This window comes from Micromonospora noduli (assembly GCF_003264475.1).
Lineage (GTDB): Bacteria > Actinomycetota > Actinomycetes > Mycobacteriales > Micromonosporaceae > Micromonospora > Micromonospora noduli.
Genome location: NZ_PYAC01000024.1, coordinates 1 through 14633, shown reverse-complemented (window position 1 = coordinate 14633; position 14633 = coordinate 1). Strand labels below are relative to the sequence as shown.

Genomic DNA, 14633 nt, shown 5'->3' with positions numbered 1-14633 from the left:
GATGGTGCGACGTACCGCGCTGCGCGACGGGTTGGTGGACATCGACGGCGCGCGGATCGCCGAGGCCACCGAACAGCTGCGCCACCGCAGCCGCGCCACTCTGCACGACCGGTTGCACCGGGTACGGATGGCCGGTGGACTAGCCGTGCAGGCCGGGCTGGCTGCCGGGCTCGCGTACCTGATCTCGCACAAGCTGCTCGGCAACCCGCAACCGGTCTTCGCGCCGATCTCCGCGGTCGGCACCCTGGCCGCGTCGGTCGGCCAGCGGTTCCGCCGGACGGTGGAGTTGATCGTCGGGGTGGGGGTCGGAGTGGCCGTCGGCGACCTCCTGATCTACCTGCTCGGCACCGGGGCGTGGCAGCTCGGCCTGGTGGTCACCGTGGCGATCCTGCTCACCATCTTCGCCGGAGCGAGTGTGGCCATCGTCATCCAGGCGGCGGCCACGGCGGTGCTGATCGTGACGCTGAGCCCGTCGACCCAGAACCTGGAGATCCCGCGCTTCGTCGACGCCTTCCTCGGCGGTGGGATCGCACTGCTGGTCACGGCGGTGCTGTTGCCACTGAACCCGCTCCGAGTGATCAACCGGGCGGCCCGACCCGCCCTGGACCTGCTCGCCGCCCAACTCGACGCCACCGCCGACGGGCTGCGCAACCGGGACCGCGCCGCCATCCAGGGCGCACTGGAGAGGCTGCGCAACAACAAGGAGGAGTTGGCCACGCTGGGCGAGGCCATCGAGGGGGCGAAGGAGACCGCCACCCTCTCCCCGGCCCGCTGGCACCGCCGCGACGAACTGACCCACTACGCCGAGGCGGCCGACCCCATCGACCGGGCGATGCGCAACAGCGGCACGCTGATCCGCCGGTCCGTCACTCTGGTCGAGGACGAGGAACCGGTGCCCGATCCGATGCCGGACGCGATCGGCCACCTCGCCGAGTCGGTCCGGCTGCTCAAGCACGAGTTCGCCGCCGGTGAGGAGCCGGAGAAGGCCCGGGAGCGGTCGCTGCGAGCGGTCAGCGAGGCCGGCCGGGCGTACGGCGCCGGGGTGGGCTTCTCCGGCAGCGTGGTGATCGCCCAGATCCGCACCACCGCGAGCGACCTGCTGGTCGCCTCCGGGATCGAGCAGGAGGAGGCGAACCGGTGGATCCGCACCGCCTTCGGGGAGCAGGAGCGCCCGGTCGGTGAGCCCGCGGAGCCCGGCGAGACACCGAAGCCACCCACCGCCCCGCCCGTCGGCTGAGCGGGGCGACCGCCGGACGGGCCTCAGCCCAGCTCGGCCAGCGCCGCGAGCAGCCGGTCCACCTGAGCGGCCGTGCTGCCCAGCCCGATGCTGACACGCAGCGCGGTGGGCGGCAGGTCCCGCCGGCCGGTACGCGCCGCCGCCTCGCCGAGCAGACGCCGGGCCAGCGGGTGGGCGCAGAACAAACCGTCCCGTACGCCGATGTGGTGCTCGGCGGCCAGCCGCGTGGCCACCTCGGTGGAGTCCCATCCGGCCACCACGAACGAGACGATGCCGACCCGGGGCGCGTCCGGGCCGAAGGTGCGCAGCTCGACGACGTGCGGCAGGGCGGCGAGGCCGGCCCGTAGCCGGTCCAGCAGGTCCTGCTCGTGGGCGGCCAGCAGGCCCCGGTCCGCCTCGTCGAGCGCCTTGCACACCGCCGCCAGCGCGACCGCCCCGAGCAGGTTCGGGGTGCCGCCCTCGTGCCGGGCCGGGCCGGTCGCCCAGGTCACGTCGTGGGTGGCTGGCCCGACGTGGCTGGTGGCGCCACCGCCGGCAAGGTAGGGCGGGGCGGCGTCCAGCCAGTCGGCCCGACCGATCAGCACTCCCGTGCCGAACGGCGCGTACAGCTTGTGGCCGGACACGGCCAGGTAGTCGACGTCGAGCGCGAGCAGGTCGACCGGGGCGTGCGGGGCGAGCTGCGCGGCGTCGAGCACGATCCGGGCACCGTGCCGGTGGGCCACCCGCGCCAGTTCGGCGACCGGCCACCGCTCACCGGTCACGTTGCTCGCACCGGTCACCGCGACCAGCACCGGCAGCGCCGGGCTGCTGCCCCGGCGCAGCTCGGTGAGGGCGGCGGCGAGATCGCGTACCGCCCCGTCGGGGTCGCTGGGCACCGGAAGGCGCACCGACCCGCGCGGCCAGGGCAGCAGGTTGGCATGGTGTTCGGAGGAGTTGGTGACCACCGTCGTGCCGGCTGGCACGGCCCGCGCCAGCAGGTTGAGCGCGTCAGTGGTGTTGCGGGTGAAGATCACATGATCGTCGGCGCGGGCGCCGAAGAAGTCGCCGATCGTCTGCCGGGCCTGCTCGTACGCGAGGGTGCAGCGCCGCGACAGCGCTCCCGCTCCGCGATGCACGCTGGCGTACCAGGGCAGCAGCTCGGCCACCGCGTCGGCGGCGGCCCGGGCGCACGGCGCACTGGCCGCGTAGTCCAGGTTGATCTCGCCGGGCACGCCGAGAACGTCGAGCGGCGCGGACGGCGCCGACGGCGCGGTGGGCAGGCTGGGCAGCGAGGGGACGAGAGTGACGGACACGCCGGAACCTCCGGGGTCAGGGACCCCGGGTGCGACATCGGGACGGGGTCCGCGCTTGCCCAGCACACCGATCGGGCTGGGCCCGGTCATCACCCGGGGCACCCCACCGCGAACTCGACGAGGGTTGCCGGCCAGCAAGCCGGGGCTGAACGCTGGCACTCGTGACCTGCCGGCAGCATAGCGGCTGCCGATGCGCCCGAACCAGCCGGCGGCGGATGGCTACGCTGACCGCATGGCCGACACCCCGCCCGGTTCACCACTGCCGCCGTCGCCCGCCGCCCCGCCTGCGCCCGCCGTCCCGCCCACGGGTGAGACGCCCCGGATGCCGCTGCGCCGCCTGGGCTGGCGGCGGTTCCTGGTGCTGGCCGGGGTGGTGCTGTTGATCGCGGCGTGCGCGGTCTTCATGGTCTTCACGCTCGGCCAGTCGCTCGGTGTGCAGGCCCTGCTGATCGGGGTGGTCGCCGCCATCCTGCCGGTGCCGGTGCTGGTCGCCTGCTTCCTCTGGCTGGACCGGTACGAACCGGAGCCGTTGAAGTATCTGATCTTCTGCTTCGCCTGGGGGGCGTTCGTCTCCACCGCCGCCTCGCTCACGGTCAACGACTTCGCGGCCAACCGCTTCGCCGACTGGGGCCTGCCGTCCGCGCTCACCGGGGTGCTGGTGGCGCCGTTCATCGAGGAGCTGACCAAGGCACTGGGCCCGATCCTGCTGCTGGTGTTCCGCCGCCGCGAGTGGTCCGGGATCACCGACGGCCTGGTCTACTGCGGGCTCTCCGCGGTCGGCTTCGCGATGGTGGAGAACATCCTCTACCTGGGCGGGTTGGGGTACGCGTCCGGCGCCGACCGGTACGGCCCGGCCACCGGCATCCAGCAGGTCATCGCGATCTTCATTCTGCGGATTCTGCTGTTCGGGTTCGCCCACCCCCTTTTCACCTCGATGACCGGTGTGGGCCTGGGTATCGCCTCCCGGACGGCCGACCGGCGCATCCGGGTGCTCGCCCCGATCGCCGGCCTGCTGCTGGCGATGATGCTGCACGGCACGTGGAACCTGCTGCCCACGCTGACCCAGGCCACCGGCGAGGCCGTGATCATGCTGTACGGCTTCCTGGGCCTCATGGTGCCGGTCTTCTTCGGCACCGTGGGGCTGGCCCTGTGGCTGCGCGCCTGGGAGGGGCGGCTCACCGAGCGGGTCCTGCCCGACTACGTCCGCGCCGGCTGGCTCAGCCCGCCCGAGGTGGCCGCCCTGAGCGGTCTCGGCCGCCGGCACGCCGCCCGCAGTTGGGCGCGGCGGGTGGCCGGCGACGCCGGGGTGCGGGCGATGCGGGGTTACCAGTCCGCCGCGACCCGGCTGGCCCTGCTGCGCGACGGGGCGCTGCGCGGCCTGGACCGCAAACCGGCCGACCAGGAGCGGACCGCCCGCGAGGAGCGGGAGCTGCTGGACGCGATCACCGCGTACCGGTCGTTCTTCGTGGGTCGGGACCCGCAGGCTCCGGCGGGGGTCTGGGACGGCAGCCGCTACCACCTGCGCTTCCCGGACGGCACGCAGCGCGCCGTGGACGCGCCGGACGAGCCGGTGGTGCCGATCCCGGTGGTGCTGACTCCCGCGCCGGCGCCGGTGGGGTACGCCCCGCCCGGTTGGCCCGGCCTGCGCCCGGCGTCGCCCTGGCCGCCGACGCACCCCTGACAGCTACGGCCTGGCGGCTGACGGCAGGCCAGCAGTGCGGCTCAGGCCAGCAGCGAGGTGAGGAAGTCACCGAGGCCCTGGAACATCGCGATCAGCGCGGCCCCGATCGCCCGGAACATCTGCGCGGCGCCGTCCGGCCGAAAGGCCATGAAGTAGATCAGGAACGCGACACTGCCCCAGGTCAACAGCTTCTTCACGAATACCGGCATCGTCCCTCCCCAGGGCCACGGTCGCCGGATGGCTTCCCGTCGTGCGCCTGGGCAAACGGTGCGCGACGGGCCCTGGTGGCCGGGGGAGGTGCGTCAGAGGTAGAGGCCGGTCGAGTCGTTCTCGATCCGCTCGGCGGCCACGGCGTGCACGTCCCGCTCCCGCAGCAGCACGTAACCGCGGCCGTGCAGCTCGACCTCGGAGCGCTCGTCCGGGTCGAAGAGCACCCGGTCGCCGGAGACGATGGCGCGGACGTTCGGCCCCACCCCGACCGCGGTGGCCCAGGCGAGGCGCTTCCCGACAGCAGCGGTCGCCGGAATGACGATGCCAGCGGTGGAGCGGCGTTCGCCCTCACTGCCCTCCATCCGCACCAGCACACGGTCGTGCAGCAGGCGGATCGGCAGGCCGGCGTCGAGATCGTTGTCGGCGGTCACGTCGCAGACGCTACCGTGTGGCCGACGGTGGTCGACCGGTGGTTACGCCGGAGGTGGTCGGGGCATTGTGTGGCGCAACCGCCCTACGGTGTCGGGAACGGACGTATGCTGTCCGACCTGTCGCCGTCGGCGGGCCGGGTTTTCTGCCAGGAGGTGCGCTTGAGCCGCTTCGAGCGGGTACGCGGGCGGCTTCGCCGCGCCTACCAGTCACGACAGGAGTCGGCGCGCGCCGACGAGGGCGCCTCCAGCGACGCGCTGAACGACGCGTCGGAGGCGGCCCGGGTGGCGTCGCCGGCCGTGCCGGGGCCGACCGCGCCGCAGAGCGCCACTGTCTACGGCGCGGAACCTCCGGTGGACCTGCACAGCTCCACCTCCAGCCGGGACGACGCCGACGTTCCGCACGGGCTGCGGATCGCCGCCGCGTGGTGTTGGCGACTGATCGTGATCGGCGTGGTGGCCTGGGCGCTGCTGCGGATCGTCGGCACGGTCAAGATCGTGATCATTCCGCTGGCCATCGCGCTGCTGCTCTCCGCGCTGCTCGCCCCGGCGGTGGGCTGGCTGCTGCGGGCCCGGTTCCCCCGGTCGCTGGCGACGGCGGTGGTGCTGGTCGGCGGCCTGGCCGCGGTGATCGGCACGCTGACGCTGGTGGTCAACGAGTTCATTCGTGGCGTACCGGAGCTGAGCGAGAAGTCCTCGGAGGGCGTCCGGCAGATCCAGAACTGGTTGAAGACTGGCCCGCTGCACCTCTCCGACGGGCAACTCGACCGCTACATCGACGAGGCGCAGGGCTGGATCAACAACAACACCTCGAGGTTCACCAGCGGCGCGTTGAGCACCGCCGCGACGCTTGCCGAGGTGCTGACCGGCACGCTGCTGGTGCTTTTCGCGACGTTCTTCTTCCTGCGTGACGGCAACCGGATCTGGCGTTTCCTGGTCCGGTTGCTGCCGGTGGCCGCCCGGTGGAAGGTCGACGACGCCGGCCGCGCCTCCTGGCAGACGCTTGTCGCCTACGTTCGCGCGACAGTGTTGGTCGCCTTCATCGACGCGGTCGGCATCGGCATCTTCCTGGTCATCTTCGACATCCCGTTCGCCTTCCCGCTGGCCGCGCTGGTCTTCCTGGGCGCGTTCATCCCGATCGTCGGTGCGGCGCTCTCCGGTGGCGTGGCGGTGCTGGTGGCCCTCGTCGACAGCGGCCCGGTCACCGCGCTGATCATTCTCGGTGTGGTGATCGGCGTCCAGCAGATCGAGGGGCACGTGCTCCAACCGCTGATCATGGGCCGGGCGGTGGCCCTGCACCCGCTCGCGGTGATCATCGGTATCGCCGCCGGTGTCGTACTCGCTGGGATCACCGGCGCGCTGGTCTCCGTGCCGCTCATCGCGGTGCTGAACACCGCGGTCCGCCGGCTTGCCGCCCGCAGGGTCCCGGACACACCGCCCGACGCCGTGGTCGTCGCCTCCCAGGCCCCCTAGACCCGCACGTCCCGCCAGATCACGCAGGATCCTCGAAAGAGTGGCCTCCCGCCAGCGGGAGACCACTCTTTTCCTGTTGTAGCCCGATCCTGGTCCTGCCCAAGCGGGTCAGGACTTGGCCAGGCGTTCCAGGGCGCCCCGGGCCACCTCGGGGCGGGTCGTGTACCAGAACGGGGGCAGCGAGCGGCGCAGGAACGGCCCGTAGCCTCGGGCCGTCTCCAGCCGGGAGTCGAGCACCGCCACCACGCCCCGGTCACCGGTCGCGCGGATCAGCCGGCCCACGCCCTGAGCGAGCCTCACCGCCGCGATCGGCACGCTGACCGCCGAGAAGCCGGAGCCACCGCCCGCGTCCACCGCCGCCGCGCGGGCCGCCGCCAGCGGTTCGTCCGGGCGGGGGAAGGGCAGCCGGTCGATGACGACGAGCTGGCAGGCGTCACCCGGCACATCCACCCCCTGCCAGAGCGACATCACCCCGAACAGGCAGCTGGCGCGCTCCTCGCGGAAGCGACGCACCAGCAGCGGCAGCGCCTCCTCGCCCTGGAGCAACACCGGCAGGTCGGTCCGCGCGCGCAACAGCTCCGCCGCCTGCTGCGCGGCCCGCCGGGAGGAAAAAAGCCCGAGAGTACGACCACCGAGCGCTTCGACCAGCCCGAGCAGCTCCTCCCCGGCAGCCTCGGGCAGCCCGGAGACGCTGGGGCGGGGCAGGTGCGCGGCGACGTACAGGATGCCCTGCCGGGCGTAGTCGAACGGCGAACCGACGTCGAGTGACCGCCACCCGGGGCCCTCGGTGGCCGGAACGAGGGCGTTCGGGGTGACGTCGCCGGCGAGGCGACGGCCCGGCGCCTCGGCAGCCGGCCGGCCGGGGCCGGTGCGGGCGGCCAGCGCGGCCGCGGCGGGGGTCGGCGGGGCGGGCGGTGGCGCGTCCAGCCCGAGGGCGCGGGCGACAGTGTCGAACCGGCCGCCCAGCGCCAGGGTCGCCGACGTGGCCACGACGGTGCGTTCGTCGTACAGGTGGGTGGCGAGGGTGCCGGCCACCGACAGCGGCGCGACCACCAGTGCCCGGCGGTTGCCGCTGTCGTTCTTCTCCACCCAGGCCACGTCGTGGTCGCCCTCCTCCAGTAGCCGCTGCGCGGTGGTGGAGAGCTCGTCCAGGGCGGCCTTGGCCTGCTGCTTGCGGACCGGGTCGGGGTCGTCGGCCTTGATGTCGCCGATCGCGTCCAGGGCGGAGCGGGTCGCCGCGTCGAGCAGCGTGCACGCCTCCCGCAGTGGCGTCGGCAGCCCCGCGGTGATCCGCCCGGCCGGCGCCTCGGCCAGCCCGACCGCCAGGGCGTCACCGGCGGCGGTGAGCGCCTCGGCGGTCTCCGGGCGCAGCAGCGTACGGGCCCGCCGGGTGGTCCGGTCGATCAGCTCCGGCACCAGCTCCGCCTGCGCGGCGGAGGAGACCCGGTCGGCCAGCTCGTGCGCCTCGTCGACGATGAGCAGCTTGTGCGGCGGCACGATGTGCCGGTCGGCGAGCATGTCGACAGCGAGCAGGCTGTGGTTGGTCACCACGATGTCAGCCTCCCGGGCGCGGGCCCGCGACGCCTCGGCGAAGCACTCCTGCCCGAACGGGCAACGGGCCGCGCCGACGCACTCGCGGGCCGGCATCGACACCAGCCGCCAGGCCTGGTCGTCGACGCCCGGGTCCAGCTCGTCCCGGTCGCCGGTGGCGGTCTTCTCGGCCCAGTCGCGCAGCCGCTCCACCTGCTTGCCCAGCCGGCCCGCCTCACCGAGCCACTTCGTCCCGCCGCCGGGGCGCGACGCGGGGGCGTCGAAGAGGGTGTCCTCCGGCTCCTCCTCGGTGGAGTTGTCCAGTCGGGCGAGGCAGAGGTAGTGATGGCGGCCCTTGAGCACGGCGAAGGTGGGCCGACGGCCGAGCACCGGCTCGACCGCGTCGGCGAGCCGCGGCAGATCGTGGTCGACCAGCTGGGACTGCAACGCCAGGGTGGCAGTGGAGACCACCACCGGGCCGTCCACAGTGAGAGCCGGCGCGAGGTAGGCCAGCGACTTGCCGGTGCCGGTGCCCGCCTGCACGAGCAGATGCTCGCCGCCGGCCACGCACTCCTCGATCGCCGTGGTCATCTGCAGTTGGCCGGGACGCTCCGCGCCGCCGGGCACCGCGCCGACCGCCGCCGCCAGCAGCTCCGTGCCACTGGGTCGGGCACCCCGCCGCCGGCCCTTGGCACGGGCCGACGGGGTGGCGGAACCGGTGGCGGTGCGGGGCGGAGTCACCGTGCGACGGTACCCGGCGCCGCCGACACCGGCCGCGCCCATCCGCCGCGTGGCGCGATGCCGACCGGGGCGGGCGTTGCGGCCGACCCCGTCCGGTTACGGCCGCGCTACGACGCGTGGGTGGTATCGGTTAGGGTGCGAATCATGCCGAGCGACATGGTCCGCGTGATCTACCGCAAGTACGACGGCAGCGCCCACCGCGACTACCCGGCCCGCCGGCTCACCGAGGACGATCTCGGCATCTGGCTCGGCGTGCCCGAGGGCACCGAGTCGGTCTACCACGGCCGGCCCTCGGTGGAGAAGATCCCGTTCGTGCTGTTGGTGCCACACCGCGCCTGGTGGACGGCCATGTTCAACCCCCCGCCCCGCACCAGCGAGGTCTACTGCGACATCACGACCCCGGCCCGCTGGGAGTCCGACGACACGGTCCACCTGATCGACCTTGATCTGGACGTCGTCCGGCGTCGGGCCACCGGCCTGGTGGAGCTGCTCGACGAGGACGAGTTCGCCGAGCACCGGGCCCGGTTCGGCTACCCGGACGACGTGGTGGCCGAGGCCGAGGCCGCGGCACAGCGGCTGTTCGGGGCCCTGGGTGACGGCACCGAGCCGTTCGCCACCGCGTACCGCAAGTGGTTGGCTCTGGTGGTCTGAGGCCGCCTGCCCGGTCGGGCTGGCTCACCAGCGTGGCGGCCAGCCGTCGTCGGCGTCCAGCGGCGGCAGGTCGGTGAGCTTCTCGGGGTTGAGCTGGTTGTAGATGGCGGTGATCCGGCCCTGGTCAACAGCGAACGCGGTGACCAGGCGGATCGGTCGCCCGTCGCTGTGCGTCGTCTCCAGCTGTAGGCCGAGAATGCCGTCGACGAGCACGGGCCGAGCCAGCACCCGGTCGACGTACCGGCCGGTCCGGCCGAACAGGCCGAGCGTGAGGCGAGCCACGGAGTCCGCGCCGAGCACCGGCCAGCGGGCGGCCGGGAAGTGCCCGCCCGAGTCGCCGACGAAGACCACGTCCGGCGCGAGCACCTGAAGCAGCTGGTCCAGCTCGCCGGACTCGGTGGCGGCGACGAACGCCTTGAGCACCCGGCGTTGCTCGGCCGGGTCGGCGGTGTGCCGGGGTACGTCCGGCGAGGTGACCGCCCGTCGGGCCCGGGAGGCGAGCTGCCGGGCCGCCACCTCGGTGGTGCCGAGCACTCCCGCGACCCGGGCGAACGGCAGCGCGAACACGTCGTGCAGCACGAGGGCGACCCTTTGCTCGGGCGCGAGCCGCTCCAGCACCACCATCAGCGCCGTGCCGACCTGGTCGGTGCGCACCGCCCGTTCCGCCGGGTCGGGGGCATAGCCGTCGGCCGTCGGCCGGCCGTCCAACGGGCTCACCACCGGCTCCGGCAGCCACTGCCCCGGGTACGCCTCCCGGCGGACCCGGGCCGAGCGGAGCACGTCCAGGCAGATCCGAGCGCAGGTGGTGGTCAGCCACGCGGACAGGTCCCGGATCTCGGCGCGGGCCGCCGGGTCGGCCAGCGCCCCGGCGTAGCGCAGCCAGGTCTCCTGCACCGCGTCCTCCGCCTCGCTGCGGCTGCCCAGCATCCGGTGCGCCACCGCGAGCAGTCGGCCCCGCTCGGCCTCGAACTCCGTCGCCAGTTCCCGCACGACCCACCACCCCTTCCGGTCGCCGTCCCGGCCTACATCCTCCCGCCGAGTCGGCCCGCCGGCAGCCCCGAAACGGCCCGGCGGACCGGTGCCTGCCGTGGGCGGAGGTCGGTCGGTGCCGATCAGCGGGCCCAGGTGCGGAGGTGGCTCTCGGCGGGCGGAACGGCGGTGGGTGGGCGATGATCCGTGCATGAGCGCACCCGAGCAAGGGCAGATCGTGGCACCGGACGGCGGTTCCGTGCGGGACCTGCTGCGGGTCACCGCGCCGGTGGATCTCAGCGCGATCGACCCGCGGTCCATGCCCGGCCTGCCGGAGCCCGCAGGCCGCGGCGAGCACCGTAAGACCTGGGCGCGGGAGCAGGTGGAGCTGGTCGGCGAGGAGTTGGGCCGGCAGCAGGAGATGCTCTTCGCGATGGCCAAGACCGGGTCGGAGCGGCCGGCGCACCGGGTGCTGCTGGTGCTCCAGGCCATGGACTGCGGCGGCAAGGACGGCACGATCAAGCGGGTGGCCGGCGCGATGAACCCGCTGGGCCTGCACATCCGCTCGTTCGGGCCGCCGACCCGCCAGGAGCTGCGGCACGACTTCCTCTGGCGGATTCGCCGGGAGCTGCCACCGCCGGGGTACGTGGGGATGTTCAACCGTTCGCACTACGAGGACGTGTTGATCGCCCGGGTCGGTTCGCTGGTGCCGGAGACGACCTGGCGAGCCCGCTATGACGAGATCAACTCGTTCGAGCGGGAGCTGACCGAGGGCGGCTTCACCCTGATCAAGGTGATGCTGCACATCTCGTACGCCGAGCAGGGCGAGCGCCTGATGGGCCGGCTCAGCGACCCGCGCAAGCACTGGAAGTACAACCCCTCCGACATCGACTCGCGGGGGCACTGGGACGACTACCAGGCCGCGTACGCCGAGGCCCTGAGCCGGTGCGGCACGGACGCCGCGCCCTGGTTCGTGGTGCCGGCGGACCGCAAGTGGTACCGGGATTGGGCGGTGGCCCACCTGCTGCGTGAGACGTTCGACACGCTCGATCTGGGGTATCCGGCTGCCGATTTCGACGTGGCGCGGGAGCGTAAGCGTCTGTTGGCTGGGGGAGCGGGTGCGGGTGGGGCAGCCGAGATGAACGGCAGGTGAACGACCGGTGAATGGTGCCTGGCCAGGGGTGGGCCGGCGAATTCCCGGTTCTGCCGTTTTCTAGCATTCACCGAGCGGGCGCTCTCGGGCGCCGCCACCCTTCCACCGACGCGACGAGGTCTGTGCTGTGAAGTTTTCCTTCCGCCCCACCGAGGGCGCCTTCTACGAGCTCTTCACCAGGGCCGCGCAGAACCTGGTCCGGGGCACCGCGCTGCTCAACGAGCTGGCCCTGCCCGGCGTGGACGTGCAGTCCGTCAGCGAGCGGCTGACCGAGGTCGAGCACGACAGCGACCAGATCACCCACGAGCTGTACAAGAAGATCAACTCGACCTTCATCACCCCGTTCGACCGGGAGGACATCTACCGGCTCGGCTCGCTGCTGGACGACGTGATGGACCACCTGGAGGCGGTCGGCGACCTGCTCTACCTGTACGGGCTGACCGAGCTTCCGGCGCTGCCCCGCGAGCTGCACGAGATGGTCAACGTGCTCGACCAGCAGGCCAAGCTGACCGCCGACGCGATGCCCCGGCTGAAGTCGATGAAGGACCTCGAGGACTACTGGATCGAGTGCAACCGGCTGGAGAACGAGGGCGACCGGATCAACCGGCAGCTGCTCGTCCGGCTCTTCTCCGGTGAGTACGACGCGTTGACGGTGCTGAAGATGAAGGAGGTCGCCGACGAACTGGAGGCCGCCTGCGACGCCTTCGAGCACGTGGCCAACACCGTCGAGACCATCGCCGTCAAGGAGTCCTGAGCCGGTGTCCCCTGAACTCATCGCCGTGCTGGCGGTGATCGCGGTGGCCTTGGCGTTCGACTACACCAACGGCTTCCACGACGCCGCCAACGCGATCGCCACAAGCGTCTCCACCCGGGCGCTGACACCCCGGATCGCCCTCGGGCTCGCCGCGGTCGGCAACTTCGTGGGCGCCCACTTCGGCGCCGGCGTGGCCAAGACCGTCGGCGACGGTCTGGTCACCCTTCCCACCGGGGTGAACAGCCTCGGCGTGGTCTTCGCCGGGGTGCTCGGGGCGATCGCCTGGAACCTGATCACCTGGTACTTCGGTCTGCCCTCGTCGTCCTCGCACGCGCTCTTCGGCGGTCTGGTCGGCGCGACCCTGCTGTCCACCGGCGGCATCGTGCAGTGGGGCAACATCGGCGAGAAGGTGCTGCTGCCGATGGTGCTGTCGCCGATCGTCGGCCTCACCCTCGGTTACCTGCTGATGCTGGCCATCCTGTGGCTGTTCCGGAAGGGGCAGCCAGGCAAGCTCAACCGGGGCTTCCGCTGGGCGCAGACCGCCTCGGCGGCCGCCATGTCGGTCGGCCACGGCATGCAGGACGCCGCCAAGACCATGGGCATCGTGGTGCTGGCGCTCTACACCGGTGGTTTCCAGGAGAGCAAGACGCACATCCCGGGGTGGGTGTTCTGGACCTCGGCGACGATGCTGGCCCTCGGCACGTACGCCGGCGGTTGGCGAATCATCCGCACCCTCGGTCGCAAGATCATCGACCTGGGGCCGCCGGAGGGCTTCGCCGCCGAGACCGTCGCCAGCGCGGTGCTCTACTTCAACGCACTGGTGCTGAAGGCACCGATCTCCACGACCCACACCATCACCTCGGCGATCATGGGTGTGGGCGCGACCAAGCGACTCTCCGCGGTCCGCTGGAACGTGGCCGGCAACATCGTGCTCGCCTGGATCATCACGTTCCCGGCCGCCGCGCTGATCGCGTGCGTCACGTACCTGCTGGTCCGGCCGCTCTTCGGCTGAGTTTCCGGAAGGGCCCCCGGTCACGGTCTCGCCGTGGCCGGGGGCCCTTCCGCTGTTCAGATGTAGCGCACGCCGATCTGCTCGCGGACCGTGTCCAGCAGGGTCATCACCTCAAGGGTCGTGGTGTGCGGCACCACCGGGCTCTCGGTCAGGCCGGCGGCGAGGCAGCGCTGCACCTCGATCGCCTCGTACTGGTAGCCGTTGCCGGCCCCGTCGGCGACGATCGTCTCCGGCTCCGCGCCGGCGCGGTGCACTGTCACCGAACCCGGCCGGAAGAACGGCTCCGGCAGGTCGATCCGCCCCGTGGTGCCCGTTACCGAGGCGGTCTGCCCGCTCAACCCGACCATGCCGCAGCTCAGGGTCGCCAGGGCTCCGGTGTCATAACCGAACAGCATGCCGGTGTTCTCGTCCGTCCCCTCCGGGCCGAGCTGCGCCCAGGACCGGATGTGCTGCGGCACCCCGAGCAGCAGGTGGGCCAGGCTGATCGGGTAGATCCCCAGGTCCAGCAGGGCGCCCCCGCCCAGCGCCGCGTTGCGCATCCGGTGCTCCGGCGGGAACGGCCCGGCCACCCCGAAGTCGGCCCGCACGCCGGTCACCGTGCCGATCGCCCCGTCCGCGATCAACTCGACCACCCGCAGGATCATCGGATTCAGCCGCATCCACATGGCCTCCATCAGGAAGACCCCGGCGGCGCGGGCGGTCTCCACCAACTCCGTGCTGGTGGCCAGGTCGAGGGTGAACGGCTTCTCCAACAACACCGCCCGCCCGGCGGTGAGACAGGTCATCGCCGCCTCGTAGTGCGCGGAGTGCGGGGTCGCCACGTAGATCGCGTCCACCTCGGGGTCGGCGGCCAACTCCACCCAGGAGCCGTAGGCGCGCTTCGCGCCGTACGTGTCGGCGAAGCGCCTGGCGCTCTCCGCGGCGCGGGAACCGACCGCGACCAACTCGGCGTCCGGCACCAGCCGGAGGTCTTCGGCGAAACGGCTGGCGATGTGGCCGGTGGCCAGGATGCCCCAACGAGTCATGCCGGAACGCTAGCCGAGCCAGGTGAACCGCCCGCTGCCCGGCCTCCTGCTGCCGGGCTTGCTGGGGCCCGGTGCGCGCTACCCGGCCAGCTGGGATCCAGCTCGCTGGTTCCGGCTCGCACTGCCCGGCCATGCGCCCTGCCCGGCCATGCGCCCTGCCCGGCCATGCGCCCTGCCCCGACGCCATCTCGTTCGGCGGCGAGCGCGACCGCGCCCCGACCGGCGCGCGCCTCGGCCTTGCCACCCTGACGAGCGGTATACCTCTGAGGCATAAATATGCCCCAGAGGTATACCGCTCAGTCGTGGACCGGGCCGACCGGGTCGTGGACCGGGCCGGCCGGGTCGTGGACCGGGCCGGCCCGACGGGAAGAGCGTCGGGGAGGGCATGAGTGTAGATCCAGGGGGTCGTCGTCTCATTACGAACACAACATGGCTCACGGAGCGATAAAATGGATGGTTGACATCATACTATGAGCG

General features: G+C 72.4%; 13 protein-coding genes and 1 riboswitch. Of the genes, 7 read left to right on the top strand and 6 right to left on the bottom strand.

Annotated features, from left to right (window positions below):
- Nucleotide 1: 1 nt before the first annotated feature.
- Nucleotides 2-1237, top strand: coding sequence for an FUSC family protein (locus MED15_RS23885; RefSeq protein WP_112589248.1), 1236 nt, complete (start codon nt 2-4; stop codon nt 1235-1237).
- A 23-nt stretch (nt 1238-1260) separates the two neighbouring features.
- Here MED15_RS23885 and MED15_RS23880 read toward each other — a convergent pair whose 3' ends face one another.
- Nucleotides 1261-2529, bottom strand: coding sequence for an aminotransferase class V-fold PLP-dependent enzyme (locus MED15_RS23880; protein ID WP_425271089.1), 1269 nt, complete (start codon nt 2527-2529; stop codon nt 1261-1263).
- A gap of 46 nt (nt 2530-2575) precedes the next feature.
- A riboswitch (SAM riboswitch) is annotated at nt 2576-2696 on the bottom strand.
- Between the two features lie 23 nt (nt 2697-2719).
- Between MED15_RS23880 and MED15_RS23875 the strand changes: the two genes are divergently transcribed.
- Nucleotides 2720-4210: a PrsW family intramembrane metalloprotease gene (locus MED15_RS23875; protein WP_112737026.1), complete on the top strand. Its 1491-nt coding sequence runs from the start codon at nt 2720-2722 to the stop codon at nt 4208-4210.
- 41 nt (nt 4211-4251) lie between these two features.
- Here the strand turns inward: MED15_RS23875 and MED15_RS33610 are convergent, their stop codons facing one another.
- Both MED15_RS33610 and MED15_RS23870 read right to left on the bottom strand, forming a co-directional pair.
- On the bottom strand, nt 4252-4419 hold the full coding sequence (locus MED15_RS33610) for a hypothetical protein (RefSeq protein ID WP_167457715.1): 168 nt from the start codon (nt 4417-4419) through the stop codon (nt 4252-4254).
- A 93-nt stretch (nt 4420-4512) separates the two neighbouring features.
- The gene (locus MED15_RS23870) at nt 4513-4851 is read right to left on the bottom strand and encodes a GroES family chaperonin (RefSeq protein ID WP_091402887.1); all 339 of its coding nucleotides are present in this window, start codon (nt 4849-4851) and stop codon (nt 4513-4515) included.
- Between the two features lie 105 nt (nt 4852-4956).
- Here MED15_RS23870 and MED15_RS23865 point away from each other — a divergent pair, with 105 nt between their 5' ends.
- Entirely contained in the window at nt 4957-6321 is a 1365-nt protein-coding gene (locus MED15_RS23865; RefSeq protein WP_244220564.1) for an AI-2E family transporter, read from the top strand.
- Nucleotides 6322-6429: 108 nt separating this feature from the next.
- On the opposite strand, the gene MED15_RS23860 is transcribed toward MED15_RS23865, so the two are convergent.
- Entirely contained in the window at nt 6430-8634 is a 2205-nt protein-coding gene (locus MED15_RS23860) for an ATP-dependent DNA helicase (RefSeq protein WP_208646719.1), read from the bottom strand.
- 102 nt (nt 8635-8736) lie between these two features.
- Here MED15_RS23860 and MED15_RS23855 point away from each other — a divergent pair, with 102 nt between their 5' ends.
- Entirely contained in the window at nt 8737-9243 is a 507-nt protein-coding gene (locus tag MED15_RS23855) for a DUF402 domain-containing protein (RefSeq protein WP_112674113.1), read from the top strand.
- 24 nt (nt 9244-9267) lie between these two features.
- On the opposite strand, the gene sigJ is transcribed toward MED15_RS23855, so the two are convergent.
- Complete coding sequence (gene sigJ, locus MED15_RS23850) at nt 9268-10233, bottom strand: RNA polymerase sigma factor SigJ (protein ID WP_112737024.1); 966 nt, start codon at nt 10231-10233, stop codon at nt 9268-9270.
- A 190-nt stretch (nt 10234-10423) separates the two neighbouring features.
- On the opposite strand from sigJ, the gene MED15_RS23845 reads away from it, so the two are divergent.
- From MED15_RS23845 to MED15_RS23835, 3 genes are all read left to right on the top strand, one after another.
- Nucleotides 10424-11365 (top strand): PPK2 family polyphosphate kinase, encoded by a 942-nt coding sequence (locus MED15_RS23845; RefSeq protein WP_112737022.1) that lies wholly within the window; start codon nt 10424-10426, stop codon nt 11363-11365.
- A gap of 127 nt (nt 11366-11492) precedes the next feature.
- Nucleotides 11493-12119 (top strand): DUF47 domain-containing protein, encoded by a 627-nt coding sequence (locus MED15_RS23840; RefSeq protein WP_030327784.1) that lies wholly within the window; start codon nt 11493-11495, stop codon nt 12117-12119.
- Between the two features lie 4 nt (nt 12120-12123).
- Nucleotides 12124-13131, top strand: a complete 1008-nt coding sequence (locus MED15_RS23835) for an inorganic phosphate transporter (RefSeq protein WP_091402868.1) — start codon at nt 12124-12126, stop codon at nt 13129-13131.
- Nucleotides 13132-13187: 56 nt separating this feature from the next.
- Here the strand turns inward: MED15_RS23835 and MED15_RS23830 are convergent, their stop codons facing one another.
- Nucleotides 13188-14156 carry a Gfo/Idh/MocA family protein gene (locus MED15_RS23830; RefSeq protein ID WP_112737020.1) on the bottom strand — a complete coding sequence of 323 codons (969 nt, stop codon included), beginning with the start codon at nt 14154-14156 and terminating at the stop codon, nt 13188-13190.
- Between the last annotated feature and the right edge of the window lie 477 nt (nt 14157-14633).